At 63.2% G+C, this 24,780-nt stretch carries 26 protein-coding genes and 2 tRNA genes; 13 read left to right on the forward strand and 15 right to left on the reverse strand.

The window, feature by feature from the left end; genetic code table 11:
• Positions 1 to 11: 11 nt before the first annotated feature.
• The 6 genes from GQ59_RS12805 to GQ59_RS12830 all read right to left on the reverse strand — a co-directional run bounded on the left by GQ59_RS12805 (position 12) and on the right by GQ59_RS12830 (position 4,260).
• On the reverse strand, positions 12 to 941 hold the full coding sequence (locus tag GQ59_RS12805) for an electron transfer flavoprotein subunit alpha/FixB family protein (RefSeq protein ID WP_037081719.1): 930 nt from the start codon (positions 939 to 941) through the stop codon (positions 12 to 14).
• A gap of 19 nt (positions 942 to 960) precedes the next feature.
• Positions 961 to 1,707 carry an electron transfer flavoprotein subunit beta/FixA family protein gene (locus GQ59_RS12810; RefSeq protein ID WP_037081720.1) on the reverse strand — a complete coding sequence of 249 codons (747 nt, stop codon included), beginning with the start codon at positions 1,705 to 1,707 and terminating at the stop codon, positions 961 to 963.
• 139 nt (positions 1,708 to 1,846) lie between these two features.
• Entirely contained in the window at positions 1,847 to 2,593 is a 747-nt protein-coding gene (locus tag GQ59_RS12815) for a rhomboid family intramembrane serine protease (RefSeq protein WP_037081722.1), read from the reverse strand.
• 24 nt (positions 2,594 to 2,617) lie between these two features.
• Complete coding sequence (locus tag GQ59_RS12820; RefSeq protein ID WP_037081724.1) at positions 2,618 to 3,190, reverse strand: cob(I)yrinic acid a,c-diamide adenosyltransferase; 573 nt, start codon at positions 3,188 to 3,190, stop codon at positions 2,618 to 2,620.
• 15 nt (positions 3,191 to 3,205) lie between these two features.
• Positions 3,206 to 3,409, reverse strand: coding sequence for a twin transmembrane helix small protein (locus tag GQ59_RS12825; RefSeq protein ID WP_037081726.1), 204 nt, complete (start codon positions 3,407 to 3,409; stop codon positions 3,206 to 3,208).
• 17 nt (positions 3,410 to 3,426) lie between these two features.
• A complete protein-coding gene (locus GQ59_RS12830; protein ID WP_037081728.1) occupies positions 3,427 to 4,260 on the reverse strand; it encodes an SDR family oxidoreductase in 834 nt (277 codons plus the stop codon).
• A 70-nt stretch (positions 4,261 to 4,330) separates the two neighbouring features.
• Here GQ59_RS12830 and GQ59_RS12835 point away from each other — a divergent pair, with 70 nt between their 5' ends.
• Positions 4,331 to 5,305, forward strand: coding sequence for a YihY/virulence factor BrkB family protein (locus GQ59_RS12835; protein ID WP_037081729.1), 975 nt, complete (start codon positions 4,331 to 4,333; stop codon positions 5,303 to 5,305).
• On the opposite strand, the gene gluQRS is transcribed toward GQ59_RS12835, so the two are convergent.
• Positions 5,234 to 6,130 carry a tRNA glutamyl-Q(34) synthetase GluQRS gene (gluQRS, locus tag GQ59_RS12840; RefSeq protein WP_037081731.1) on the reverse strand — a complete coding sequence of 299 codons (897 nt, stop codon included), beginning with the start codon at positions 6,128 to 6,130 and terminating at the stop codon, positions 5,234 to 5,236. The genes GQ59_RS12835 and gluQRS overlap by 72 nt on opposite strands.
• Before the next feature lie 32 nt (positions 6,131 to 6,162).
• Here gluQRS and GQ59_RS12845 point away from each other — a divergent pair, with 32 nt between their 5' ends.
• Positions 6,163 to 6,804: a DNA-3-methyladenine glycosylase family protein gene (locus GQ59_RS12845; protein ID WP_037081732.1), complete on the forward strand. Its 642-nt coding sequence runs from the start codon at positions 6,163 to 6,165 to the stop codon at positions 6,802 to 6,804.
• Positions 6,805 to 6,905: 101 nt separating this feature from the next.
• The gene (locus GQ59_RS12850; RefSeq protein WP_037081734.1) at positions 6,906 to 7,463 is read left to right on the forward strand and encodes an HNH endonuclease; all 558 of its coding nucleotides are present in this window, start codon (positions 6,906 to 6,908) and stop codon (positions 7,461 to 7,463) included.
• Between the two features lie 43 nt (positions 7,464 to 7,506).
• Here the strand turns inward: GQ59_RS12850 and GQ59_RS12855 are convergent, their stop codons facing one another.
• Complete coding sequence (locus GQ59_RS12855; protein WP_037081736.1) at positions 7,507 to 8,022, reverse strand: disulfide bond formation protein B; 516 nt, start codon at positions 8,020 to 8,022, stop codon at positions 7,507 to 7,509.
• A gap of 262 nt (positions 8,023 to 8,284) precedes the next feature.
• Here GQ59_RS12855 and GQ59_RS12860 point away from each other — a divergent pair.
• Positions 8,285 to 8,361, forward strand: a tRNA-Arg gene (locus GQ59_RS12860).
• Between the two features lie 147 nt (positions 8,362 to 8,508).
• Here the strand turns inward: GQ59_RS12860 and GQ59_RS12865 are convergent.
• A tRNA-Leu gene (locus GQ59_RS12865) sits at positions 8,509 to 8,593 on the reverse strand.
• Between the two features lie 245 nt (positions 8,594 to 8,838).
• On the opposite strand from GQ59_RS12865, the gene GQ59_RS12870 reads away from it, so the two are divergent.
• On the forward strand, positions 8,839 to 9,495 hold the full coding sequence (locus tag GQ59_RS12870; RefSeq protein WP_037081738.1) for a hypothetical protein: 657 nt from the start codon (positions 8,839 to 8,841) through the stop codon (positions 9,493 to 9,495).
• Between the two features lie 132 nt (positions 9,496 to 9,627).
• Positions 9,628 to 11,262, forward strand: coding sequence for an AMP-binding protein (locus GQ59_RS12875; RefSeq protein ID WP_037081739.1), 1,635 nt, complete (start codon positions 9,628 to 9,630; stop codon positions 11,260 to 11,262).
• A gap of 14 nt (positions 11,263 to 11,276) precedes the next feature.
• Here the strand turns inward: GQ59_RS12875 and GQ59_RS12880 are convergent, their stop codons facing one another.
• The 4 genes from GQ59_RS12880 to GQ59_RS12895 form a co-directional block, all read right to left on the reverse strand.
• The gene (locus GQ59_RS12880) at positions 11,277 to 12,503 is read right to left on the reverse strand and encodes a GNAT family N-acetyltransferase (RefSeq protein ID WP_244447958.1); all 1,227 of its coding nucleotides are present in this window, start codon (positions 12,501 to 12,503) and stop codon (positions 11,277 to 11,279) included.
• A 53-nt stretch (positions 12,504 to 12,556) separates the two neighbouring features.
• A complete protein-coding gene (locus GQ59_RS12885; RefSeq protein ID WP_280114041.1) occupies positions 12,557 to 13,978 on the reverse strand; it encodes a lipopolysaccharide biosynthesis protein in 1,422 nt (473 codons plus the stop codon).
• A gap of 101 nt (positions 13,979 to 14,079) precedes the next feature.
• A complete protein-coding gene (locus GQ59_RS12890) occupies positions 14,080 to 15,543 on the reverse strand; it encodes an MFS transporter (protein WP_051903925.1) in 1,464 nt (487 codons plus the stop codon).
• A 4-nt stretch (positions 15,544 to 15,547) separates the two neighbouring features.
• Complete coding sequence (locus GQ59_RS12895) at positions 15,548 to 15,781, reverse strand: DUF2798 domain-containing protein (RefSeq protein WP_037081742.1); 234 nt, start codon at positions 15,779 to 15,781, stop codon at positions 15,548 to 15,550.
• Between the two features lie 129 nt (positions 15,782 to 15,910).
• On the opposite strand from GQ59_RS12895, the gene GQ59_RS12900 reads away from it, so the two are divergent.
• On the forward strand, positions 15,911 to 16,816 hold the full coding sequence (locus GQ59_RS12900; RefSeq protein ID WP_037081857.1) for a LysR family transcriptional regulator: 906 nt from the start codon (positions 15,911 to 15,913) through the stop codon (positions 16,814 to 16,816).
• A gap of 75 nt (positions 16,817 to 16,891) precedes the next feature.
• Here the strand turns inward: GQ59_RS12900 and secA are convergent, their stop codons facing one another.
• Positions 16,892 to 19,603 (reverse strand): preprotein translocase subunit SecA, encoded by a 2,712-nt coding sequence (gene secA, locus GQ59_RS12905; RefSeq protein WP_037081743.1) that lies wholly within the window; start codon positions 19,601 to 19,603, stop codon positions 16,892 to 16,894.
• A 253-nt stretch (positions 19,604 to 19,856) separates the two neighbouring features.
• On the opposite strand from secA, the gene GQ59_RS12910 reads away from it, so the two are divergent.
• The 6 genes from GQ59_RS12910 to GQ59_RS31070 all read left to right on the forward strand — a co-directional run bounded on the left by GQ59_RS12910 (position 19,857) and on the right by GQ59_RS31070 (position 23,877).
• On the forward strand, positions 19,857 to 20,729 hold the full coding sequence (locus tag GQ59_RS12910) for a peptidylprolyl isomerase (RefSeq protein ID WP_037081744.1): 873 nt from the start codon (positions 19,857 to 19,859) through the stop codon (positions 20,727 to 20,729).
• 60 nt (positions 20,730 to 20,789) lie between these two features.
• Positions 20,790 to 22,031: a bifunctional glutamate N-acetyltransferase/amino-acid acetyltransferase ArgJ gene (gene argJ, locus GQ59_RS12915; protein WP_037081745.1), complete on the forward strand. Its 1,242-nt coding sequence runs from the start codon at positions 20,790 to 20,792 to the stop codon at positions 22,029 to 22,031.
• Between the two features lie 6 nt (positions 22,032 to 22,037).
• Positions 22,038 to 22,820, forward strand: a complete 783-nt coding sequence (locus GQ59_RS12920) for a GNAT family N-acetyltransferase (RefSeq protein WP_037081746.1) — start codon at positions 22,038 to 22,040, stop codon at positions 22,818 to 22,820.
• Positions 22,817 to 23,230: an 8-oxo-dGTP diphosphatase MutT gene (gene mutT, locus GQ59_RS12925; protein ID WP_037081747.1), complete on the forward strand. Its 414-nt coding sequence runs from the start codon at positions 22,817 to 22,819 to the stop codon at positions 23,228 to 23,230. The genes GQ59_RS12920 and mutT overlap by 4 nt, the downstream gene beginning before the upstream one ends.
• 107 nt (positions 23,231 to 23,337) lie before the next feature.
• Entirely contained in the window at positions 23,338 to 23,658 is a 321-nt protein-coding gene (locus tag GQ59_RS12930; protein WP_037081748.1) for a hypothetical protein, read from the forward strand.
• Between the two features lie 45 nt (positions 23,659 to 23,703).
• A complete protein-coding gene (locus GQ59_RS31070; protein ID WP_084683137.1) occupies positions 23,704 to 23,877 on the forward strand; it encodes a Flp family type IVb pilin in 174 nt (57 codons plus the stop codon).
• A gap of 5 nt (positions 23,878 to 23,882) precedes the next feature.
• On the opposite strand, the gene GQ59_RS12935 is transcribed toward GQ59_RS31070, so the two are convergent.
• Positions 23,883 to 24,755, reverse strand: a complete 873-nt coding sequence (locus GQ59_RS12935; RefSeq protein ID WP_037081750.1) for a class I SAM-dependent methyltransferase — start codon at positions 24,753 to 24,755, stop codon at positions 23,883 to 23,885.
• Between the last annotated feature and the right edge of the window lie 25 nt (positions 24,756 to 24,780).

Consider the following 24,780-nt stretch of genomic DNA (forward strand, 5'->3'; position numbering starts at 1 on the left):
ATGAACGGGGCTCAAAGCGCCTTTTCAAGCTTCGGCAGGATTTCGAAGAGATCGCCGACGATGCCGTAATCGGCTACCTGGAAGATCGGGGCTTCCTCGTCCTTGTTGATGGCGACGATGACCTTCGAGTCCTTCATGCCGGCGAGATGCTGGATGGCGCCCGAAATGCCGACGGCGATATAGAGCGCCGGCGCGACCACCTTGCCGGTCTGGCCGACCTGCCAGTCGTTCGGGGCGTAACCGGCGTCGACCGCGGCACGGCTTGCACCGACGGCAGCGCCGAGCTTGTCGGCAACCGGCAGGATCACTTCCTGGAATTTCTCCGCCGAACCCAGCGCCCGGCCGCCGGAGATGATGATCTTGGCCGAGGTCAGTTCCGGACGTTCGGACGACGAGAGCGCATCCGAAACGAAGCTCGACAGGCCCGGGTTTGCTGCAGCCGAGACGGTTTCCACCGAAGCGGAGCCACCTTCACCGGCAGCCTGGAAGGAGGCCGTGCGCACGGTGAGCACCTTCTTGGCGTCGGTCGACTGGACCGTCTGGATGGCGTTGCCGGCGTAGATCGGACGCTTGAACGTGTCGGCCGAGACGACCTCGATGATTTCCGAGACCTGCATGACGTCGAGCAGCGCTGCGACGCGCGGCATGACGTTCTTGGCCGATGCCGTCGCGGCGGCGATGATCGTGTCGTAGGAACCGGCCAGCGAAACGATCAGGGCCGCCAGCGGCTCGGCGAGGTTATTGGCGAGCCCCGCGTCGTCGGCAAGAAGCACCTTCGAGACGCCGGCAAGCTTGGCGGCGTCATCGGCCGCAGCCTTGGCGCCGGAGCCCGCGACCAGCACATGCACGTCGCCGCCGATCTTCGACGCGGCAGAAAGCGCCTTGGCGGTCTGGTCGTTGAGGCTCGAATTGTCGTGTTCTGCCAGAAGAAGAATGGCCATGATGATGTTCTCCCTTTCCTTACAGAACGCCTGCGGTCTTCAAGGCGCCGACCAGTTCCTCGACCGTCTTCACCTTGATGCCGGCCTTGCGCCCGCCCGGTTCTTCCGTCTTCAGGACCTTCAGACGCGGCGCGGTGTCGACGCCGAAATCGCCAGGCGTCTTCTTGTCGAGCGGCTTCTTCTTGGCCTTCATGATGTTCGGCAGCGAGGCGTAGCGCGGCTCGTTCAGGCGAAGGTCGGTGGTGACGACGGCCGGAAGCTTGACTTCGATCGTCTGCAAACCGCCGTCCACTTCGCGGGTGACTTTTGCGGAACCATCGGAAAGCTCGATCTTCGAGGCGAAGGTCGCCTGGGGCTGGCCGAGCAGGGCTGCCAGCATCTGGCCGGTCTGGTTCGAGTCGTCATCGATCGCCTGCTTGCCGACGATGATCAGCCCCGGTTGTTCGGCATCGACGATGCCCTTCAGGATCTTAGCCACGGCAAGCGGCTCGACCACGTCGTCGGTCTCGACCAGGATCGCCCGGTCGGCGCCCATGGCGAGCGCGGTCCGCAGTGTTTCTTCGGCCTTTGCCGGGCCGATCGACACGACCACCACTTCTTCCGCCTTGCCGGCTTCCTTCAGCCGCAAAGCCTCCTCGACGGAGATTTCGTCGAAGGGATTCATCGACATTTTCACATTGGCAAGTTCGACACCCGTGCCGTCCGGCTTCACCCGGATCTTCACATTGTAATCGACCACTCGCTTGACTGGCACCAGGATCTTCATGGGGTCCTTCCTTGACTATCTCCAGCCGCAAATTGCGACATTTGCTGCTTCCTCATTTGTCAGTTGGCGACATGGATACGCATTTTTCGCGCGATTACAACGCGGATTTGCCTCCAGGCATTGCCGTTTTCTCATAGTTCTATTCGGTTGCCGCAGCGGCTTGGCGAACGTTCGGCTTAAGCTCGACAGCCTTCGGGGTCACGATGTTGCGGTCGAACAGCGGTACGCCCTTGCGTCGCATGAACAGCACGAGGATGGCACCCGCGATGATGCCGCCCACATGGGCGCCCCAGGAGACCATGCCGTCGAGATCGAGCGCCAGCATGGCGAACTGCTGGACGATCCAGAGCGCCAGCGGAATGAAGGCGGGCAGCGGCAGCGGGATACGGAAGAGCACCAGCACCCAGACGCGCACGCGCGGGTGCAGCAGGAAATAGGCGGCAACGACACCGGAGATCGCTCCGGATGCGCCGATCAGCGGGCCTTCCGAACTCGACGCAACGAAACCGTGGAGAGCGGCGCCCGCGGCTGCGCAGAGGAGATAGAAGGCGAGGAACTTCATATGCCCCAGCGCGTCCTCGACATTGTCGCCGAACACCCAGAGGAACAGCATATTCGAAGCGAGATGCCAGAAGTCGATATGCAGGAAGGCATAGGTGACGAAGGTCAGGTCGTCGGGCACGATCACCAGCGACGGATCGAGCGTCGCGTAGTTGAAGATCACCGCTGGGATGAAGCCGAGCCCGAGCGAAGCATGTTCGGCCACTTCTGGTGCGGAAAAATTGGTGAACAGCCATATCAGCACGTTGATCGCAATGATGCTGATCGTGACATATTGCACGCGGATGTATTTGAGTTCGACGGCGTCGTGCAGCGGGATGAACATGCTGTGGCTCCTCCGCCGTTGCGGTTACCGGTTCTTGCCCGGGATCCAGAGTATATCGGCTTTGCCGCCGTCATTGGCAAAACGCGCCGCCACGAACAGAAAGTCGGAAAGCCGGTTGATGTATTTCAGCGCGGCGGTGCCGATTGCCTCACTCCGCGACAGTTCGACCATCAGCCGTTCGGCGCGGCGGGATACGGTGCGGGCGAGATGCAGGTATGCGGCGGCGGCAGAGCCGCCCGGAAGCACGAAGGAGGTCAGCGGATCGAGATGGGCGTTGAGCGCGTCGATTTCGGCCTCCAGCCTCGTCGCCTGGGCTTCGACGATGCGGAGCGGCTCGTAGTCAAGCTTCTCGCCGGTATCGGGCGTCGCAAGGTCGGCGCCGAGGTCGAAGAGGTCGTTCTGGATGCGGAAGAGCATGGCATCGAGCTCGGCCATGCCGGCAGTGTGCAGGCGCGCCAGCCCGATCGTCGAATTGGTCTCGTCGACCGTGCCGTAGGCTTCGACGCGAAGGTCGTGCTTGTCGCGGCGCGGACCCGAGACCAGCGCCGTGGTGCCATTATCGCCGGTGCGGGTGTAGATCTTGTTGAGCTTTACCATTCGCCGTCATCAAAATCAGGTCGGGCGACCGCCGCCCGTAATCCAGAGAGTGAGCATGATGAGGACGATTGCAACCGCCTGCAAGAGAATACGCAATTGCATCAGCTTGTTGGATTTGTTGGCATCGGTGCCCTTCAGCATGTTGAACAGCCCGCGGATGAGGACAAGAGCGACGAGGCCCATGACGATCAGGGCAAGCACGGTTGTGAAAGTAGACATTGTCGGATTGCTGCCTTTCAATCCAGCCGGCGCATCAGGTTATAAAAGAGCGCGGCCGGGAGTATTCTTTTCAGGAAAGCGCCCTGCTTGGCGGGCTTCGTTACCAGATAATGTGGCTTCGGACGAGGTGCGGTCAAGGCATGCGTCAAGACGTCATAGACCGCTTCGGGCCCAAGTTTATGGCGGTTGGCCTGACCCCCTCCTTCGAGGCGCCTCAGCTGGCGCCGATACTGCTCCGCATGGACCGAACCTTCGAGGTCGACATGCTCGCGGATCTTGGCAAGAGCATTGGCCGTGAAGCGCGAGGCGATCGGGCCGGGCTCGATGAGGCTCACCCCGATGCCGCTGCCTTCGAGTTCCATGCGCATGGTGATCGTCAGGCCTTCGAGCGCATATTTCGAGGCCGTGTACGCGCCTCGGTAACGATAGGGCAACAGCCCCAATATCGACGAGCAGTTGACGATGCGGCCCTGGCCCTTTGCGCGCATGACCGGGATCACCCGCCGCGTCAGGTCATGCCAACCGAAGAAATTGGTCTCGAACTGCTCGCGCAGCACGTCGGTGCCCAAGTCCTCCACGGCACCCGCCTGGCCGTAGGCGCCGTTGTTGAACAGTGCATCGAGGCGTCCGCCGGTGCGCTCGAGTACCGTTTCGACCAGGGCTGCGATCGTGTCAGGCCTGGTATAGTCCATCAAAAGGGCTTCGATACCGTCTGCCTCGAGGGCTGCGAGATCGGCCTGCCTGCGTACCGTCGCGAACACCCACCAGCCGTCCGCCTTCAGAGCCCGTGCGCAATGGGCGCCGATGCCGGAGGAACAGCCGGTAACGATGATCGTTCTATTTTCGGCCATTGAGTAAGGCTCCCTGTACAATCGAAAGAGTTCCTCCCATATTTCCCGCCACGTCACAACGGAGTTGCCCTTGCCCGAAGAAAACCGCCCCGTCCGGTGGTATCGCCTCGCCTTCAAAGTGCTTTGGGACGCCTATTGGCACTTCTCGGATGACGATGGCTGGGCAATGGCGAGCCATGTCGCGCTTTCCGGCCTGTTGGCGCTTTTTCCGTTCCTGATCTTCGGCACGGCGCTCGCCGGCTTTCTGGGCGCCGGCGGTTTTGCGGAAACGGCGGTGCATCTGCTCTTCGACACATGGCCGGCCAATATCGCCGCACCGATCGCATCGGAAATCCGCCAGGTGCTGGAAATCCCGCGCGGCGGGCTGCTGACGATCTCGGTCCTGGCGGCTGCCTATTTCGCCTCCAACGGGGTCGAGGCGCTCAGGATTTCCCTCAACCGCGCCTATCGCGTCACGGAAACCCGGCCCTGGTACGTGACCCGTCTCGCCAGCCTCGGTTACGTGATCGTCGCCGTCGTCATCTTCGCGGTGATCAGCATCCTGCTCGTCGCAGTGCCTGTCGCGCTCCGTTTTGCCGAAACGCGCTTTCCCTGGCTGATCGGCGACCTGACGCGAGCCGCCAACTGGGGTCTCTATGGCACGGCCCTGCTTTTGATGCTGGGGCTGCTGCTCTCGCACAAATGGCTGCCGGCCGGACGGAGGCGGATCATCGACGTGCTGCCGGGCGTGTCGCTGACGATCGTCATCTGGACCGCGTTCGGTCTCGGTTTCGCCTCCTACCTGTCGAGCTTCGCCAATTATGCGGCCACCTATGCGGGGCTGGCATCGATCATGATCGTGCTGGTTTTCCTCTACATGATCAGCGTGATCTTCATTCTCGGCGCCGAGTTCAACGCCGCCCTGATGAAATACCGGATCTACTCGGTCTTCAACCGGTTCCGGCGGGAGCGGCGCCAACGCGGGGAAGCGTTGTCAAAGGCCAAGGATGCAACGGATATCGCCGACGCCGAGACCCTGGTCGCGAAGCGCCGCGAGCCCGGTTGAACCCTCGCTTTTCGACAGTTTCCTGCCATCCGCACCAACCACCAGCCGGTGGTGGTGATAGACCGGCTGTGGCAGTCCCAGCAGTTCCTGCAGCAGCCGATGCACGGCCGTTGCCTCGAAAAGGTCGAGCCCGCGCACCACATGGGTGATCCCCTGGGCCGCATCGTCCACAGTCACCGACAGATGGTAGCTCGACGGCGCATCGGAGCGGGAGAGGACCACATCGCCCCAGACCGACGGATCGGCGGGGATCTCGCCGCGGCTCCTGTCGCCGGTCTCGGTCCAGTTCAACGGTGCCGCGACCAGGGCAAGCGCCTTTTTCATGTCGAGACGGAAGGCATGCCGGACACCGTCGGCGATCAGTCTCCGCCGCTCGGCCCCGCTGCGATGCCGGTCGTCATCGGGATAAAGCGGCGAACCGTCCGGGTCGCGCGGCCAGTTCTTCCCGTCTGCCTCGTAAGCCGTGACTTTGGCCTTCACCTCGCCGCGGGTCAGAAAGGCCGGATAGACGAGGTCCATGTCGGTCAATCGGTCGAGCGCCGCATGGTAGGCGTTGAAATGTTCGGACTGGCGCCGCACCGGCGCTTCCCAGCGGAGTCCCAGCCAGCCGAGATCGCGATAGATCGCCGCCTCGAATTCCGGGTTGCAGCGCGCAAGGTCGATATCCTCGATGCGCAACAGGAAACGGCCGCCGTTTGCAGCTGCCATATCGTGGTTGAGGAATGCCGACAGGGCGTGGCCGAGATGCAGAAACCCGTTCGGGCTTGGCGCGAAACGATAGACCGGTTTATCAGAAGGCGGAGCGGGCATGATGTCTTCTGCCATGCTTTTTGAAAAACGGCCATGGGGAGGCGAGGGTGTCCATCATCCGCGATCATTCGGACATCCAGGCGGGGCTCGAGGCGCTGATTGCGCTCGACCCGCGGCTTGGGCCGATCGTCGAGGCCTCCGGCCCGGTGCCGCTCAGGCTGAACGAGCCGGGCTTTTCAGGCCTTGCCTCGATCGTCGTCTCGCAGATGGTATCGAGGGCGAGCGCCGAGGCGATCTGGCGGAGGATAACGGCCGCCGGCCCGGTCACCGCCGATGGATACCGGGCGCTCGACCCCGCCGTCATCGCCACGTTCGGCCTCTCACGGGCCAAGGCGGCGACGCTTCTCCATTTGTCCACAGCAATTTCGGACGGGCATTTCGATCTCGCATCCGTCTCCGCGCTTGAAACGGCGGAGGCCATCCGGCAGATGACCGCTCTGCCCGGCATCGGCCCCTGGACGGCGGAAGTCTATCTGATGTTCTGCGGCGGACATGCCGATATCTTCCCGGCCGGCGACGTGGCCCTGCAGGCGGCGGTCGCCCATGCATTCGGGCTTGAAGCACGTCCTTCGTCCAGAAGTCTGGCGGCTGCAGCGGGCATCTGGAGCCCGTGGCGTTCCGTCGCGGCAAGGCTTTTCTGGGCTTATTACGCGGCAAAAATGCGTCGCGATGTCACACCTTTGACCTGAAGCCGGTCCAGAGTATCCCACTGCATTTATTGGGCTTCACAATCCTGTAACAACGGACCTAATATAGAAAGTACAGATGCCGAATCGGGTAGGAGCGTCACTTGACGATTGCAGTCTCCCCGCAGGCCCTGCCGGCGCTCGTCCTGAACGCTGACTACCGGCCGCTGAGTTATTATCCCTTGTCGCTTTGGTCCTGGCAGGACGCGATCAAGGCGGTTTTCCTCGACCGTGTGAACATCATCGCGGAATACGATCACTCGGTCTGCTCGCCGAGCTTCTCGATGAAGCTGCCGAGCGTCGTCAGCCTCAAGACCTATGTCCAGCCGACCCGCAACCCGGCCTTCACCCGGTTCAACGTCTTCCTGCGCGACCGGTTCGAATGCCAGTATTGCGGCGAACACGATGATCTCACCTTCGACCACGTCATCCCGCGCGCCCATGGCGGCGAGACGACGTGGGAAAATGTCGTGGCCGCCTGCTCGCCCTGCAACTTGCGGAAAGGCAGCAAGCTGCCGAAGCAGGCCGGCATGTTCCCGCACCAGAAGCCCTACCAGCCGACGGTGCAGGACCTGCACAATAACGGCCGGCTGTTTCCGCCGAACTATCTGCACGAAAGCTGGATGGACTATCTCTACTGGGATACGGAACTGCAGCCGTAAGACGGAGCGGGTTGCACCGGTATTCGATAGGACAAAGGCCGCCTCAGGCGGCCTTTTTTGCGCCCACGAACGCGATGGCGGCAAGGATCACGCTTGCAATCACGTTCCAGCCGGCAAACGAGAGGCCAGCCACGCGAAGGGCAGCTTCCGTGCAGGACGGGCCATGCACCGTGTTCAGGTCCGACAGCAGGCTGCCGGCATTGGTGGTGACGCCCGCGCCGCCGCCGCAGCTTGCCGGACCTTCCCAGAAGGCCCATTCGACGCCCGAGTGATAGACGCCCATGCCGGCGCCGACCAGCATCATCACTCCGATGACGACAAGCAGTGCACGGGTGACCCAGGCGGGCAGGCCGATCGCCGCGACGACGATCGCCAGGATGCCGACCGGGATGCCGTAATAATAAGGATTGCGCTGCAGGAGGCAGAGCGCGCAGGGGATGTAACCGCCGATATACTGGAAGGCGAGCGCCCCCCCGACGGTCGCCGCCATGCCGAGGGTAACGACGACGGCATAGCCGATGCCGGCGCGGGAACGGGGTGTGGAAGCTGTCAGCGCCATGCGCCTCTCCTGATATGCATTTTTGACCGGCCGGGACGCCATGGCCTCACTTAGAGCAGATGGCCCCGCGCCGTAAGACAAATTATTTTGAATGGTCGCCCCGACAGCCGCGGGCCGGAAGCCATAAGACTCCCTTGCCTCGAGGAAAACAGAGTATCGCCATCGGATCATTTGTGCCCATCGCAAATTGGCGATTGATGCGGGCTACATCCTGAGTTAAGAACCACCATCGGACGGAGGCGAGTCATCGCCTTTCAGGTTAGCACCCGTAGCTCAGCTGGATAGAGTGTTGGATTCCGATTCCAAAGGTCACAGGTTCGAATCCTGTCGGGTGCGCCATTTTTCTCAATGATTGATGCCAGCTTGTTCGCCATCCGAGTCGGGTTTCCCGGAAATTGTGGCTTTGAACGGCTTAATTTAAACGAGCCCGCGCACGCACTCGTTGCGCCGAAAAGACCGCAACCATATCAAAGCTTCCAGGAAATGTGGTGCCCCGTGCCGGAATCGAACCAGCACTCCTCTCGGAACCTGATTTTGAGTCAGGCGCGTCTACCAATTCCGCCAACGGGGCACTCGGGTAGCGGTATGCGCTCTATCACGGCGTCGCACCGGCATGCAAGGGTGAAGTGACGCTGCAATCCCGCCTGTTCCGTGCCTGCGCGGTTGTTCCGGATCAAGGCAGCGGGAGGTGGATTTTTCCCTTTCCTTAACGGCGTATCGCCGTAGTTTAGCATCTCCTGAAACATGTGTGTCGTCTGGATATTCGGTTCTCGGAGGTCCGGCAATGGTGCCGGGTTTCGGAAGGAGAAGATTATCATGCGGAAATCATTGCGTGTGCTGTTGCTGTCCGGATGCATCGCCCTGCCTTTTGCCGGGCAGACCTTTGCGCAGGGCCTGTCGGTCGGCGGCGAGAATGGCGTCAGTGCCGATGTGAATACGAGCGACGGGATCGGTGCCGATGTCTCTGTCGGCGGAACCGGCGGCGTCAGCGCCGATGTCGGTATCGGCGGCAGCAGGGGCGTGGCGGATGCGGATGTGACGGCGGGCGGGCGTGATGGTTTGAATGCCGATGCGAATGTCGGCGGAGGGGGTGGGCTCGATGGGGATGCGGCCGTTTCTCTCGGGGGCAGAAATGGCGTCAATGCCGGCCTCGCGCTCGGCACCGGCGATGGCGTGGATGCCCGGACGACCGCATCGATCGGTGGCGGCGGCAGTGCTCCTGGTGCGGCTTCCGGCCCCGGTCTGCTTGGCCTCGGGGGCACGGGGATCGGCGCTGCCGGATTGGGCGGTACCGGCGCCGCGGGCGCTCCGGGGGCGGCCGGGCTCACCGGCCCGCAACTCCAGGCCTTCCAGGCGATGTCCGAAACCGAGCAGCGCCGCCTGCTCACCCGCTGCGCAGACATCACCTCTGGCGGCGGCGATGCGGCATTGGAATCGCTCTGCCGCATGCTGCGGATGAGCGCCTCGCGTTGATCTGCCTGGTATTCGAAACCCATCCCCATTCGCAGGGGATGGGTTTCTCCATATCAGGTCCCCTCCGATGTCCCCCTTGTATTTTCGGCATCCCGGATGTTAGCTGGTGCAGCAAAAATAGAAGCGCTGCCCATGAAACTGCCTGCCCGTACCTCCTATGAAGACCTTTTCGGCGATTTCGCCTGGGAGATCCCAGAGCGATTCAACATGGGAGAGGTGGTCAGCGATGCCTGGGCGAAAGAATTTCCGGAGCGCATCTGTCTCCAGCATTTCAGCCCGGATGGCGACCATCGGGCGCTGACCTATGGCGCGCTGTCTACGCGGTCCGCCTCGCTGGCCAATGCCTTCGCCGCCCTCGGGCTGAAGCCCGGCGATCGGGTGGCTTTGCTGCTGCCGCAGAGTTTCGAGACGGTGATCGCGCATGTGGCGATCTACAAGATGGGCGGCATCGCCCTGCCGCTGGCGCTTCTCTTCGGGGCCGAGGCGCTCGAATACCGGCTGAAGGCATCCGGTGCGACGGCGATCGTCACCAATCCCTTCGGTCTGTCGCGGCTTGCGGATCTGCGCGAAAAGCTGCCGGAGTTGCGGCATGTCATCGTCACGGGCGAGGCGCCGGCCGGCGAGGGCCTTTTGGGGCTCGATGCGCTGATTGCAGCCCATCCGCCGCTGTTCGAGGTCGTCGATAGCCGTCCGGACGATCCGGCGCTGATGATCTTTACCTCCGGGACGACCGGCCCGCCGAAGGCGGCGTTGCACGGCCATCGGGTGCTGGCGGGGCATATTCCGGGTTTTCAGCTGGCGCATGAATTCGCGCCGCAGGAAGGCGACCGGATCTGGACGCCGTCCGACTGGGCGTGGGCGGGCGGCCTGCTCAACGTGCTGCTGCCGGCGCTGATGCTGGGCATTCCGGTCGTCTCCTCGCCGGCCCAGAAATTCGATGCGGACATAGCCTTCCGCATCATGAGCGAGATGGACGTGCGCAATGCCTTCATTCCGCCGACGGCGCTCCGGCTGCTGAAATCGGTCGAAAAGCCGCTCGAAAAATACGATCTCAGGCTGCGGACGATCGCCTCGGCCGGCGAGGCGCTCGGCCGCGAGACCTATGACTGGGCAAAGGCGGCGCTGGGGTTGACGGTCAACGAATTCTACGGCCAGACCGAATGCAATTTCGTGCTGTCCTCGGCCGCCAATCTCGGCGTGTCGCGCGGCGGGGCGATCGGGCGGGCGGTGCCTGGTCATCATGTGGCGGTGGTCGACGGCAAGGGTATCGAGCTTCCGGCCGGCAAGATGGGGCAGATCGCCATCCGCCGTCCGGATCCGGTGATGTTCCTCGGTTACTGGAACGATGTGGCCGCGACGGAAGCCAAATTCGTCGGTGACTGGCTGATCACGGGCGATCTCGGCCGCAAGGACCGCGACGGTTATGTGGAGTTCATCGGACGGGATGACGACGTTATCACCTCGTCCGGCTACCGTATCGGGCCGAGCGAGATCGAGGACTGCCTGACCGGCCATCCGGCGGTGCGGCTGGCGGCCGTGGTCGGCAAGCCGGACCCGATCCGCACCGAGATCGTCAAGGCCTATATCGCGCTGGCACCGGGCTATCTTCCCAGCGATGCGTTGGCTGCGGAAGTCAGCGACTGGGTGAAGACGCGGCTGTCGATGCACGAATATCCGCGCGAGGTGGCCTTCGTCGACGACATCCCGCTGACGACCAGCGGCAAGGTCATCCGCCGGCTGCTGCGGGACAAGGCGGCCGCCGAGTGATCATTCAGGAGTGATTATTCCGAACGGCCGGCGAGCGACATGATCTTTTCCCGGAGCATGCGGGCCATGTTGCGGGTGTTGCGGTAAAGGTGAAGCTGGGCTGCCACCTGGCGCACGTCGCGGTCGCCGTTCTGGCGCAGGCCGATCACCAGCGTGCCCATTTCCTCGCGCTCCTCCCAGAAACGGCTCATGATCGGGTGATCGGGAACCGCGCAGCTGTCGGTGCGCATGATGTTGGCGTCTTCGAGATGCCACTCGGTCAGTTTCACCATCAAGAGCTTGCCGGGCGAGAACTGGGAAAAACTCTCGTCGTAGGCGGTCTTCCACGTATAGGCCTCGCCGGCCATGATGAAGACGATGAGCGAGGCGATCGCACGGCCGTCGAAATCGATGGTGTGAATGCGGACCGCGTCGACTTCCGCCAGGTTGGTGATCGCCTCGCGGGCGAAGGCGGCGCGGTAGCGGTCGTTGATCAGGGCCGAGCGTTTGCGGCCCTTCCAGCCCTGGGCTTCGAGTGCGAGGAATTCCTCCATCCGCAGGCGGATTTCTTCCGGCTGGCGGGCAACCGAATAGCTAAGCGCGCCCTTGTTGCCGAGCTTGCGCCAGATGCGGCGCATTTCGCGGTAGTGGTGCGACGAGATCGCGTGCTTGAGATAGGTCTCGCCGTCGAGCAGGCTTTCGAGCATCGGCCGCAGATAGGGATCGGTGACGGTGACCGGCAGGTTGCGTCCGATCGCCACCGCCTTGGCGAGCTGCGCGAACGGGCCGGAGAGCCTGACGTCCGGCATGACCAGCACTGAGGGGAGGCGGGCTTCGCGCATGCTGAGCGCATCGAAAAGGTTGTCGATCGTCTCGGCCGAATCTTCCGCGTCGACGAGCGGCGTGCCGATCGGCCCAAATGGATTGGCCCAGGCGCGGATGATCGAGGCGCCGACGGAAAAGCCCGGCTTTTCGACCGTGAACGGCATCAGCAGCCGCATGCGGCTGCGCGTGCCGGTTTCGTCGCGGATCAGCGCCAGGCGGACCTGCTTGTCCTCGACCCGCGGCATGGCGGGGGCGAGCAGCCGGGCCGAAAAGAAGATGTTCGGCTCCAGCGCACGGTTGGAGAGGAATTCGAGTTCTTCCTGCAGGTCGTAACCGAAGGCTGCGGGATAAAGGCAGAGCTCGCGGCCCGGCCGGCCGACCTGGAGATGGGTGTCGGCGTCCGGCCGCTCGGCGCGGAGCGTCTGGAGCATGCTCATCCGGCCGCCGCCATTGCCCTCGAATTCGCTGCTGAATGGAGGTAACGCCATGGTCAGGAAGCCTTTGAAGGAGCAGAGGGCGTCGGATCGGCAAAGGCGAAGAGCACGATGCCGAGCGTGCGGCGGACTGCGATATGCAGCAGGATCGCCTCGATCATCATCGCCGCCGCCGTCGCCATCGCGGCCCCGGTCAGGCCGAAGCGGGGGATCAGCGCGATGTTAAGAGCGATGCTCGCCAACAGCGTGACAGCGTAGAGCAGGACGCAGAGCTTCTGGCGACCGGCCATGCTGAGCAGCACCTCGCCGGGGCCGACCATGGATTTGGCGAGGATGCCGCAGAACAGGATCGCCATCAGCCAGTAACCGGCCGTAAACGCGCTGCCGAACAGCGACAAGAGCAGTTCGCCGGCTGCAAGCGCCATGAGCCCGACGGCAAGCGACGGCCAAAAACTCCAGCGCGCGGTCTGTCCGGCAAAGGCGGCCAGCGCCGGCATGTCGTCCTCCGCCATGATGGCGGAGAAGCGGGGGCCGGCGGCTGCCTTGATCGAGAAGTAGACGAACTGCACCAGCACGATCGTCTTTGCGGCGGCATAATAGATGCCAACCTGGTCCGGCGGCAGGTAGAGGCCGACGACGACGACGTCGGCGTTGGTCAGCAGGAAGCCGATGCCGTCGACGAGGAAGAGCGGCAGGGAATAACGGAACCAGGCGCCGATCTCGAACTGCATCGGGCCCGGACCGTAGAGCCGGCGCAGGCGCAGCGTCAGGCGCAGCAGCTGCAGGAGCGTCGTGACATAGGTCGCGGCAAGGGCTGCCTGCATGGCGGTAACAGCCGTGTGAGCAGCGCCGAACCAGAGTGCCATCAGCATGAACGCGAGGATCAGGGTCGGGCGGATCAGGTAGGTCGGGCTGAGCGCCGTCACCGTCCAGCCGTTCGAACGCGCGGTGCCGTCGAGCACGTCACCGAGCGCGATCATCGGTATGGTGAAGAAGGCCAGTGACACTGGCACGAGGTAATAGGCCTCGACCGTGTGGCCGTAGACATGCAGGAACAGGAAGCCGAGCCCGGCCACCGTGCTTGCCGAGATGAGCGCCACCAGGCGGACGGCGAGATTGAGCCCGCGCACCGTCGCCATCTCGTCGCGCGCCTTGTGCTGGTGCAGGAAGCGGATGACGGAAGTGTGGAAACCGAGGCAGGAGAGATTGCCGGCCAGCACGACCAGAACCCAGACGAATGCGAATATGCCGTATTCGAATTCGCCCATCAGGCGGGCGAGCACGATCTGCGACACGAAGGCGATGGCCGCACTTGCAACACGGATCACGAAGGCGGTCAGCGCGCGACGCTGGGCGCGGGCTGTCTCGTCGTCGTCGGTAAGGATCGATTGGAGCTTGCGGGTCAGCGGTGCCAGCCGGGTCCTAAGACCAGGCGGAAGCAATCTTTCCGCTGTTTCGATAACCGCCATGATGGGCACGCAATACTCTAACGGAGACGGGAACAATGGGCAAAAGTGTTGCCACAGCAGGGTTAAGAAAGGGTTCGCCCGGGCGTCGATGGCATGACGAAACGTGACCTTCAAGGCTCCCTGGACGAACCGGCCAAACGCTTGCGGACTGCCGGAACAACCTGGTGAAGGGCGGCAATCGCGAGTGCGACGGCAATCATCCCCCCGGCAATCGCAAAGGTGAACGACATGCCGGCGGCCACGGCTTCGGGAGGTGCCGTCGCGACATCGCTCGTTCCCGAGGCCCCTGCGAACACCGCGCCCATCAGCGAGGCGCCGGTGATGAGGCCGAGATTGCGCGACAGATTGAGCAGGCCGGAAACGACGCCGCGCTGCTGCGCACCGGCGTCCGCCATGATCGCGGTGTTGTTGGCCGCCTGGAACAGTTGATAGCCGGGCGTCAGCACCGCGATGGCGGCGACGTAACCGCCAATGCCGAACGTTCCGGGCAGCAGGGCGAGGGCAAGCGAGCCGGCCACCATTCCGACGAGACCGATGACGACCGCCGTCGCCGGGCCCAGGCGGTCGACGAGCCGGCCGGCCGGCACGCCGCTGAATGTGGAAACAATCGGACCGATCGACATGACGAGCCCGACGAAAGCCGCGTCGAGACCGAGCGAACGCGAAAGGTAGAACGGCCCGACCACCAGCGTCGACATCATCACCGCCGAGACAAGCGCGCTGGTTATCAATCCCGTGCTCAAGGCCGGATTGCGCAACATCGACAGTCGGATCAGGGGCGACGTCGCTCTCGCTTCGACAAGAACGAACAGGCCGGCTCCGACGGCAGCCAGCAGCAGCAGCAGGGCGCCGTTGACCGGACCAGGGCTGCCGCGGCCGATCGTCATGGCGAGCGCGTAGGCTGCAAGCACCAGGGCAAGCAGCAGCGTGCCCGAGACGTCGAAGCCCGGTCTTTGGTCCGGTCCTTCGCGGCGAAGATCGGCAGGCAGGCAGCGAAAGGCAAGGAGGAGCGCCAGCAGGCCCAGCGGCACGTTGATCAGGAAGATCGTCCGCCAGCCGGCGCCGGCGATCAGGAGGCCGCCCAGGGAAGGGCCGAGCGCGGTGCCGATTGCCGACATGGTTCCGAGCAATCCCATGGCCGCGCCGGTGCGTGTCTTTGGAAATATGTCAGCGACAAAAGCCATGGTGAGCGCCATCATGGCGGCGGCTCCGAGACCTTGTGCAGCCCTGGCGGCGATCAGGATACCCAGCGTCGGAGCAATCCCACAGGCGATCGAGGCCACCGTGAAAAGGGCAATCCCGGCGATCAGGAGCCGCCGACGTCCCGCAATGTCGCCAAGCCGCCCGACGCTGACGATCAGGGTGGTGATTGCGAGAAGATAGGCAAGGACCACCCATTGGACCTGCTGGAAGGAGGCGTCGAATGCCTGTGCCAATGTCGGCAGGCCGACATTGGCGACGCTGGTGCCGAGCGAAGAGAGCAACATCGAGAGCGAAAGAGCGGCGAGCGCCCCACGAAAGGCACTCGATCGTTCTGCTGGTTGCGGAAGCGGATCATGGGCGGGAGAGGTCATCGTTTTAGCCCTCCGCCGGTTTCGCGAGGCGGCCTACGATCCGGCGCGCCAGCGGCGAGACAACCAGTACGACCGGAAAAGCGATGATCCAGGAGGGGAGCCATGCTCCCATCCAGATCCCGAAGAAGCCGTCGATCAGCCCCGCGCCGCGGAGCGTGGAAACGCCGGAGATAAGCAGGGACATCAGGCAGGAAAGAACAAGGCCGAAAATGACGGGTATCAGTCGTATGGGTATCATAGGGAAACCTCCAGAAACTGTTGCCCGATGGCTATCTCAGGGGCAGTCATGGCGGAAGGCGCATCGTTTGCATCAATTCAATGCATGAGGCGCCATGTCATATCGAAGCGCCTGTGTTATGCTGCGCTTATGTCCAGACCCGATCTCAACCTGCTTTTCACCCTCGACGTCCTTTTGGCCGAAGGCAGCGTGGCGCGGGCGGCCAAACGCCTGCGGCTCAGCCAGTCGGCCATGAGCCGGGCCTTGGCGCGACTGCGCGAGACGACGGGGGATCCGCTGCTGGTGAGGGCCGGCCGTGGGCTCGTGCCAACGCCACGGGCGATCGAACTGCGCGAACGGGTCGGCGGCCTCGTGCAGGACGCGGAAGCGGTCCTGCGGCCTGTCGAGGTGCTCGATCTCGGTAAGCTCGTCCGCACATTCACACTGCGTACCAGCGAGGGGTTTGTCGAGAATTTCGGGCCTGGCCTCATCGCTCGTGTCAGCGCTCAGGCGCCCGGCGTCCGGCTGCGTTTCATCCGCAAGCCGGACAAGGACAGCGCCTCGCTTCGCGACGGAAGCGTCGATCTGGAAACCGGGGTCGTCGGCCCGACGATCGGTCCGGAAGTGCGGGCCCAGGCACTGTTCCGGGACCGTTTCATCGGCGTCGTGCGCAGCGGGCATCCGCTGGCGGGGGGCGAGATATCGGCTCGGCGATACGCGGCGGGCGACCATATCCTGGTTTCACGACGGGGGCTTGAAAAGGGGGCGATCGACGAGGCCCTGGCGGCGTCGGGGCTGGAACGGCGGATTGTGACGATCGTCGACGGTTTCGCCGCGGCGCTGGTTCTCTCCAGGTCTTCGGATCTGATCGCCAGCATACCCGAGCGGCACAGCGGCAACCTGCGTGCCGGAATGTTCAGTTTCGCCCTGCCGGTCCAGGTGCCCGAGATTACCGTATCATTGCTCTGGCATCCGCGGCTGGATGCCGATCCGGCTCACCGGTGGCTGCGGACATGTGTTCGGGAAATCTGCGCCGGGTCTCCAGCCGAAGGCTGATGCGATCCTTCCGGAAGGCGGACACGAAAACGCCGCCCGGGGGCGGCGTTCGCATCATCAGGTTTCGCGGAAGCCTCAGGCCTGTTCGAAGGCGCCGTGGCAGTGCTTGTATTTCTTGCCGGATCCGCAGGGGCAGGCCTCGTTGCGGCCGATCTTGCCCCAGGTGGAGGGATCTTCCGGGCGACGGTCTTCCGGCGCGGCGATGAAGTTCTCGCTGTCGAAACCGGTGACCTGATTGATGCCGGTCGTCGGATCGACATGCTGTTCGTCGTAGATCGCCGGCGGCTGCGGCGGTTCCGGATTCTGCACCAGCTCGACGCGCATGAGCTGGGCGGTAACCGCCTCGCGCAGGTTGGCGAGCAGGGCCTGGAACAGCTCGAAGGCTTCCGCCTTGTATTCCTGCAGCGGATCGCGCTGGGCATAACCGCGGAAACCGATGACCGAGCGCAGGTGGTCGAGGTTGACGATATGCTCGCGCCACAGGTGGTCGAGCGTCTGGAGCAGCACGGAGCGCTCCACATAGGTCATGATCTCGGCGCCGAAGCGCTCCTTGCGGTCGGCGGCAGCCTTGTCGGCAACCTCGGTGATACGTTCGCGGATATCGGTCTCGCCGATACCTTCTTCCTTGACCCACTCCTCGATCGGCAGGTCGAGATTGAGAAGGCGTTCGACGTCTTCACGCAGGCCCGCCGCATTCCACTGTTCGGCATAGGCGCGTTCGGGAATGTGCTTGGTGACGAGAATCTCGATCACCTCGGCGCGCATTTCCTCGACGACTTCGGAAACGTCCGGCGAATCCATCATCTCGATGCGCTGTTCGAAGATCACCTTGCGCTGGTCGTTGGTGACGTCGTCATATTTCAGAAGGTTCTTGCGGATGTCGAAGTTGCGGGCCTCGACCTTCTTCTGGGCGCGTTCCAGCGCCTTGTTGATCCAGGGATGGACGATCGCTTCGCCTTCCTTGAGGCCGAGCTTCTGCAGCATGCTGTCCATGCGGTCGGAGCCGAAGATGCGCATCAGGTCGTCCTGGAGCGACAGGTAGAACTTCGAACGGCCGGGGTCGCCCTGACGGCCGGAACGGCCGCGAAGCTGGTTGTCGATGCGGCGGCTTTCGTGGCGTTCGGTGGCGATGACGTAGAGGCCGCCGGCGGCAAGCGCCTTTTCCTTGAGTTGCTTGACCTCTTCGCGGCTTGCCGCTTCCAGTGCATCGCGCTCCGGACCCGGCTCCATGCCTTCGAGCTCGCGTTCAAGGCGCATGTCGATATTGCCGCCGAGCTGAATGTCGGTACCGCGGCCGGCCATGTTGGTGGCGATGGTGACGGCGCCCGGCACGCCGGCTTGCGACACGATATAGGCTTCCTGCTCGTGGTAGCGGGCGTTCAGGACCTGGAAGTTGGTGAACCCGGATTGGCGAAGCATGGTCGCCAAAAGTTCCGACTTCTCGATCGACGTGGTGCCGACCAGGACCGGCTGGCCGCGTTCATGGGCTTGTTTGATCTCTTCGATGATCGCCTTGAACTTTTCGTCGAAGGTCCGGTAGACCTCGTCGTCCTCGTCGATACGCTGGATCGGCAGGTTGGTCGGCACTTCGACCACTTCGAGCTTGTAGATGTTGCCGAACTCTTCCGCTTCGGTCTGGGCCGTACCGGTCATGCCGGCGAGCTTTCCGTACATGCGGAAATAGTTCTGGAAGGTGATCGAGGAGAGCGTCTGGTTCTCCGGCTGGATCTGCACCTTTTCCTTGGCTTCGAGCGCCTGATGCTGGCCTTCCGAATACCGGCGGCCGGGCATCATGCGGCCGGTGAATTCGTCGATGATGACGATCTCGTCGTTGCGGACGATATAGTCCTTGTCGCGGGTGAAGAGCTTGTGGGCCTTCAGCGCGTTGTTGATGTGGTGGACGATCGCCACGTTCTCGACGTCGTAGAGGGATTCGCCTTTCAGGAGACCCGCCTGGCGCAGCAGGTTTTCGAGCTTCTCGGTGCCGGCTTCGGAGAAGTTGGCGGAGCGCTGCTTTTCGTCGATCTCGTAATCTTCCGGCGTCAGCACCGGGATGAAGGCGTCGATCGTGTTGTAAAGCTCGGAGCGGTCGTCGAGCGGGCCGGAGATGATCAGCGGCGTGCGCGCCTCGTCGACCAGGATCGAGTCCACTTCGTCGACGATCGCGTAATTGTGGCCGCGCTGGACCATCTGGCTGCGCTCGTACTTCATGTTATCGCGCAGATAATCGAAGCCGAGTTCGTTGTTGGTGGCATAGGTGATGTCGCAGGCGTAGTTGGCGCGGCGCTGGTCGTCGTCGAGGCCATGGACGATGACGCCGGTGGTCAGGCCCAGGAAGCCGTAGAGCTTGCCCATCGTGTGGGCGTCGCGCTGGGCGAGGTAGTCGTTGACGGTGACCACATGCACGCCCTTGCCGGCGAGAGCGTTCAAATAGACCGGCAGCGTCGCCACCAGCGTCTTGCCTTCGCCGGTCTTCATCTCGGCGATCGCGCCATCGTGAAGGATCATGCCGCCGGTCAGCTGCACGTCGAACGGGCGCATGCCGAGTACGCGGCGGGACGCCTCGCGCACGACCGCAAAGGCCGGGATCAGGATGTCGTCGAGCGTCTTGCCCTCGGCGAGCAGTTTCCTGAACTCCACCGTCTGGGCTGCAAGCTGTTCGTCGGAGAGAGCCTTGGTCTTCTCCTCGATTGCATTAATGGCGTCGATAGTCGGCTGGTAGCTGCGCACGCGGCGATCGTTTGCCGAACCGAACAATTTGCGGGCGATGCCGCCAAGGCTGACCATACGAATGGTCCTTTCTGAAATCTGTCCCATGGGGGCGTGGGACCGGTCGAACCATCGGTTTCTGATGCCGATAAAATGACCCGTCACGCCCGGAAACTCTGCTGGACGCCAAGTTGCGTGACAGATAAGAGGGGGGTCGAATGATGTCAACGGTGGCGGCCGATACAGAATGGCCACAATCCGGTGTTTGTGAAGGTTTTCTGGCCGGAATCAGGGCTTCTGAAACCGGTACCCTATCGAAAGGTCTTTATCGATGTTGCGCCACAAACTTCTCATGACGGCCGCGCTGGCCGCTGCGATCCTCTGCCAGGCTCCCGCCTTTGCGGCGGAGGATCCGGTCGTTGCCAAGGTTGGCGACTTGGAAATTCACCAGTCGGAACTGGATATTGCGGTTCAGAACCTCGACCCGCAGCTCGCCCAGCTTCCGGACGACCAGAAGAAGGTCGCAGCCCTTTCCGGCGCCATCGACGTCAAGCTGCTCGCCAAGGGCGCTCTCGCCGAAGGCATCAAGGATACGCCGGACTTCAAGAAGCGGATGGACTATATCGCCGACCGCGAGCTGCATAACGCCTATTTCCGCAAGCATGTGATCGACGCCACCACCCCGGCAGAGGTCAAGGCCCGTTACGACAAGGAAATCGCCGCCCTGCCGAAGCAGGAAGAGGTGCATGCCCGCCATATCCTCGTGAAGACCGAGGAAGAGGCCAAGGCGATCATCGCCGATCTCGACAAGGGCAAGGATTTCGCCGCGATCGCCAAGGAAAAGTCCCAGGATTCCAACAAGGATGAAGGCGGCGATCTTGGCTGGTTCGGCCGCGGCCGCATGGTTCCGGAATTCGAAGAAGTCGCTTTCACGCTGAAGAAGGGCGAATATTCCAAGACGCCGGTCAAGTCGCAGTTCGGCTACCACGTCATCAAGCTGGAAGACACGCGCGATGCTCCGGCGCCGGCTTTCGACCAGGTCGAGGACCAGGTCAAGCAGCTGGTGATGCGCGACAAGTACGTCGCTCTCATCACCAAGGCCAAGAGCGAGCAAAAGATCGACATCAAGGATGCGGCCCTCAAGAAGGGTTATGAAGACGTCAGCAAGATGCAGGACGCGGGCGACGCGCCGGTCCAGCAGTAATTCTCGACAACGGGCCCGGAAAATCCGGGCCCTCTCCATATTTGAGCCAGGTAATTTCCGATGTCCGATTCCGTTTCGCCGCTCGCTCCGAAATCCTATCCCGACATGCCGGCGATCCGCGGCGTGCGCATGGCGACTGCCGCCGCGGGGATAAAGTATAAGAACCGCACCGACGTGCTGCTGATGGTGTTCGACGAGCCGGCGACCGTCGCCGGCGTCTTCACCCGCTCCAAGTGCCCTTCGGCACCGGTCGATTTCTGCCGCGCCAATCTGTCGCACGGGGTCGCCCGTGCCGTGGTCGTCAATTCCGGCAATGCCAATGCCTTTACCGGCGTCAAGGGCAAGGCTGCGACGGCGCTCACCGCAAAATCGGCCTCCGAGGCGGTCGGCTGCGGCGAAAACGAGGTCTATCTGGCTTCGACCGGCGTGATCGGCGAACCGCTGGACGCGACCAAATTTGCGGGCGTGCTCGGCGACATGAACACCGGCGCCGTCGGCGATTTCTGGCTCGAAGCCGCCAAGGCTATCATGACCACCGACACCTACCCGAAGGTCGCGACCCGCACCGCCGAGATCGGCGGCGTCAAGGTGACGATCAACGGCATCTCCAAGGGCGCCGGCATGATCGCGCCCGACATGGCGACGATGCTGTCCTTCGTGGCAACCGATGCCGACATCGCCTCGCCGGCGCTGCAGAGCCTGCTTTCGGCCGGCGTCGGCCCGAGCTTCAATTCGGTGACCGTCGACAGCGACACGTCTACCTCCGACACGCTGATGCTGTTTGCGACCGGCGCTGCCGCCGCGGACGGCCAGGCCCGCGTCGAAACCGCCGACGACCCGCGTCTGACGAGCTTCCGCGCGGCGCTCAACGATCTGCTCAAGGATCTGGCGCTGCAGGTCGTGCGCGACGGCGAAGGCGCCCGCAAGATGGTCGAGATCACCGTCACCGGCGCCGAAAGCGATGCAGCAGCGAAGACGATCGCTCTTTCGATCGCCAACTCGCCGCTGGTCAAGACCGCGATCGCCGGCGAAGACGCCAATTGGGGCCGCATCGTCATGGCCGTCGGCAAGTCGGGCGAAATGGCCGACCGCGACCGGCTGGCGATCTGGTTCGGCGACGTGCGCGTTGCCGTCGACGGGGAGCGTGATCCGGCCTATTCGGAGGCTGCGACCACCGCCGTCATGAAGGAACAGGACATTCCGGTGAAGGTCGATATCGGTCTTGGCAACGGCCGGACGACCGTCTGGACCTGCGACCTCACCAAGGAATATGTTGCCATCAACGGCGACTACCGGAGCTGACAGGAATTGAACGAAGCATCTTCTCCTCAGAACGATCTGCCATTGGTCAGGCGGCTCGAAGCCGTGGGCTTTCGGGCCTGGCCGGCGGCGTCCGTCGTTTATGACGGAAGCTGGCAGGTACGGCTGACCGGTGGCCATCCTTCCAAGCGCCTGAACTGCATCGTGCCGCTCGACCCGTCCGACCATCGCGACATGGCGATGCGGCTCGAGAAGGCGCGCAAGCGGTTCGAGAATTACGGCCGTCAGCTGGTGGTCCGGGAGACGCCGCTCGCTCCTCCCAAGCTCATCGACCATCTCGATGCCGCCGGCTGGCGGGTGTTCGAAACCGTCGACGTCCTGAGCGTCAACCTCACCGAACTGGAACTGCCGGACACGCTCGATCACCTGCCGAGCCACGATATCGGCCGGTTCTGCGATGCGAGCCTTGCGGTTGATAGCGAGGATCCGGCGCTGAAGCCGGCGCTTGCCGAGATTCTGAGTTCGATCAAGCCGACCTCCGGCTTCTTCATCAAGGAGAATCCGCAGGAAGGGGCCGCCGCCGTGGCGCTCTGCGTCCAGGATAACGATCTTGCCGGCATCATCTCCTTTGCCGTGGCCAAGGCGCATCGGCGCGAGGGCATCGGCACCGAAATCCTGTCTTCGGCGCTGCGCTGGGCTCGTATCAGCGGTGCGCGTTCGGCGTGGCTGCAGGTGGTCTCGACCAATGAACCGGCGATGGCGCTTTATCGAAAATTCGGCTTCCGCAAGGCCTACGAATACCGTTACTGGCGGCAGGAAAGCCGGGCATGAGCGACGCCCCCCGCAAGATCCTGCTCGTCGCCGCCTGCGCGCTGATCGATACCGACGGCCGCATCCTTCTGGCGCAGCGTCCGGAAGGCAAGTCGCTGGCCGGTCTCTGGGAGTTTCCCGGCGGCAAGGTCGAGCCCGGTGAGACGCCCGAGGAGACGCTGGTGCGCGAGCTCGAGGAAGAACTCGGCATCGTGACCAGGATCCCCTGCCTCGCGCCGCTTACATTTGCCAGTCACACCTACGAGACCTTCCACCTGCTGATGCCGCTCTATGTCTGCCGCCGCTTCGAAGGCATTCCGACGGGACGGGAAGGGCAGGCGATCAAATGGGTGCGGCCGAACGCGCTCAGGGACTACCCGATGCCGCCGGCCGACGAGCCGCTGATCCCGATCCTGCAGGATCTGCTCTGATCGATAAAATTAGAGCGGCCGAATTCATACGGCGTTAAGGGATCGTTTAGCCGATTGTGGCACCTTCAAGGCTTATCCGGTAACGCGTTGATGAGGCTTTATAAGGCATGGACGAGGAATTCTGGAAAACTGTGCGGGTCCGTCAACGGGCGACGCATGGATCCGGCAAAACCGGCGCGCTCAATATCGCTCTTCTGTTCGGGACGGCGGCGATCGCTCTTTCGCTGATCGTGACGCCGATGCTCGCTGGCCGCAATGACGAGCGCCGACTGGCGCATGTCCAGGAGGATTTCGACCTGATCAGCACGGGCTCCATCAAGCCCGGCGAAAAGGGCGCAAGGCATTATACTATCCGGCGCAGCGTGCTGCAGGAAACACCCGGCTCGGTCTGCATCGTGCAGGGCTATGGCGTCGGCAGCGACTGCTGATGCCATGGGCTTTCGGGCCTGGTCATATTGATTGAAGGATATTCCATGCGCCTTTTCAGGTTTCTTCTGAAGAACAACAGCGGCGCAACGGCCGTGGAATATGGCCTCATCGCTTCAATTCTGGCGGTAACGCTGTTTATCGCGCTCGGCAGTTATTACGACCTCATGAACAACATGTTCGGCGGTATCGCGAATACCTACGAGGACGCTACCCGCTAACACTCCTATTCCGTTTCCCTGCGCAACGCGTCGGCCAACCGCATCTTGGCCGAGCCCGGCTTCAGCGGCTTCTGCTGGCTCTCGTGCGGTGCCCAGCCGGATGCGTAGATGATCGAGAAGGTCGCGCGGATGCGGCCGTCCGGATCGGAATAGCGCTCGGCATAAAGCTCCGCTGCCCTCACGAAGAAACGCCTCGTCACAGGCACCCGGCTGCGGCCCGCGAGGGGATTGGTCATGCCCATGGCGCGTAAATCGCGCATCAGCGGGAAGAGCGAGTCGTAACGCACCGTGTAGGTCTCGGCATCGACGACCGGCAGCGAGAAACCGGCCCGCTGCAGCAGGGCGCCGACATCGCGCACATCGGCAAACGGTATGACGCGCGGGCTTGCGCCGCCCGTCAGTTCCGCCTCGGCAGAGAGAAGGACGTCACGCATTTCCTGCAACGTGCCGGAGCCGGGGATCGCCGCCAGGAAAAGCCCGTCCGGCTTCAGCGCCCGGCGGATGCGGATCAGCGTGCCGGGCATGTCGTTGACGAGGTGCAGCGAGAGCGGCGACAGGATCAGATTGACGGATTCGGGTTCCAGTGGGACGTCTTCCAATGGAGCCGTGGCGAACGCGTCTCCGGCCCTTGCGAAAGTGGCATCCGTCTCGATACGGCTCAAAGTGCCGATCTTGCCGGTGGCCAGCGCCTCGCGAGCGGTGATGCCGGTTCCGCCATGAAGTTCGACCGCGGTCTCGAATTGCCGTTCAACGACCGCCAACCGGTCTGCAAGCTCGCGGCCGGCAATGTCCAGAAGGAAGGCGGCGTTGCTGTCCTTGGCGGCTATCGCGCGTCTGCGCCGTGCACTCACCAACTGTTCGTCGAAAAGAATTTCCATGGCCGTCCACTCGTATTCTGGCGTC

Source organism: Neorhizobium vignae, from assembly GCF_000732195.1.
Classification (GTDB): domain Bacteria; phylum Pseudomonadota; class Alphaproteobacteria; order Rhizobiales; family Rhizobiaceae; genus Neorhizobium; species Neorhizobium vignae.

Bases quoted from the DNA above. Each gene is read 5' to 3' on its own strand.
- GQ59_RS12820 (WP_037081724.1), bottom strand. From the start codon at position 3,190: ATGGTAAAGCTCAACAAGATCTACACCCGCACCGGCGATAATGGCACC.
- GQ59_RS12805 (WP_037081719.1), bottom strand. From the start codon at position 941: ATGGCCATTCTTCTTCTGGCAGAACACGACAATTCGAGCCTCAACGAC.
- GQ59_RS12890 (WP_051903925.1), bottom strand. From the start codon at position 15,543: ATGACCTCTCCCGCCCATGATCCGCTTCCGCAACCAGCAGAACGATCG.
- GQ59_RS12910 (WP_037081744.1), top strand. From the start codon at position 19,857: ATGTTGCGCCACAAACTTCTCATGACGGCCGCGCTGGCCGCTGCGATC.
- GQ59_RS12930 (WP_037081748.1), top strand. From the start codon at position 23,338: ATGGACGAGGAATTCTGGAAAACTGTGCGGGTCCGTCAACGGGCGACG.
- argJ (WP_037081745.1), top strand. From the start codon at position 20,790: ATGTCCGATTCCGTTTCGCCGCTCGCTCCGAAATCCTATCCCGACATG.
- GQ59_RS12830 (WP_037081728.1), bottom strand. From the start codon at position 4,260: ATGGCCGAAAATAGAACGATCATCGTTACCGGCTGTTCCTCCGGCATC.
- GQ59_RS12870 (WP_037081738.1), top strand. From the start codon at position 8,839: ATGCGGAAATCATTGCGTGTGCTGTTGCTGTCCGGATGCATCGCCCTG.
- GQ59_RS12935 (WP_037081750.1), bottom strand. From the start codon at position 24,755: ATGGAAATTCTTTTCGACGAACAGTTGGTGAGTGCACGGCGCAGACGC.
- GQ59_RS12855 (WP_037081736.1), bottom strand. From the start codon at position 8,022: ATGGCGCTGACAGCTTCCACACCCCGTTCCCGCGCCGGCATCGGCTAT.
- GQ59_RS12815 (WP_037081722.1), bottom strand. From the start codon at position 2,593: ATGTTCATCCCGCTGCACGACGCCGTCGAACTCAAATACATCCGCGTG.
- GQ59_RS12810 (WP_037081720.1), bottom strand. From the start codon at position 1,707: ATGAAGATCCTGGTGCCAGTCAAGCGAGTGGTCGATTACAATGTGAAG.
- GQ59_RS12895 (WP_037081742.1), bottom strand. From the start codon at position 15,781: ATGATACCCATACGACTGATACCCGTCATTTTCGGCCTTGTTCTTTCC.
- gluQRS (WP_037081731.1), bottom strand. From the start codon at position 6,130: ATGGCAGAAGACATCATGCCCGCTCCGCCTTCTGATAAACCGGTCTAT.
- GQ59_RS12825 (WP_037081726.1), bottom strand. From the start codon at position 3,409: ATGTCTACTTTCACAACCGTGCTTGCCCTGATCGTCATGGGCCTCGTC.
- GQ59_RS12900 (WP_037081857.1), top strand. From the start codon at position 15,911: ATGTCCAGACCCGATCTCAACCTGCTTTTCACCCTCGACGTCCTTTTG.
- GQ59_RS12880 (WP_244447958.1), bottom strand. From the start codon at position 12,503: ATGAGCATGCTCCAGACGCTCCGCGCCGAGCGGCCGGACGCCGACACC.
- mutT (WP_037081747.1), top strand. From the start codon at position 22,817: ATGAGCGACGCCCCCCGCAAGATCCTGCTCGTCGCCGCCTGCGCGCTG.
- GQ59_RS12875 (WP_037081739.1), top strand. From the start codon at position 9,628: ATGAAACTGCCTGCCCGTACCTCCTATGAAGACCTTTTCGGCGATTTC.
- GQ59_RS31070 (WP_084683137.1), top strand. From the start codon at position 23,704: ATGCGCCTTTTCAGGTTTCTTCTGAAGAACAACAGCGGCGCAACGGCC.
- secA (WP_037081743.1), bottom strand. From the start codon at position 19,603: ATGGTCAGCCTTGGCGGCATCGCCCGCAAATTGTTCGGTTCGGCAAAC.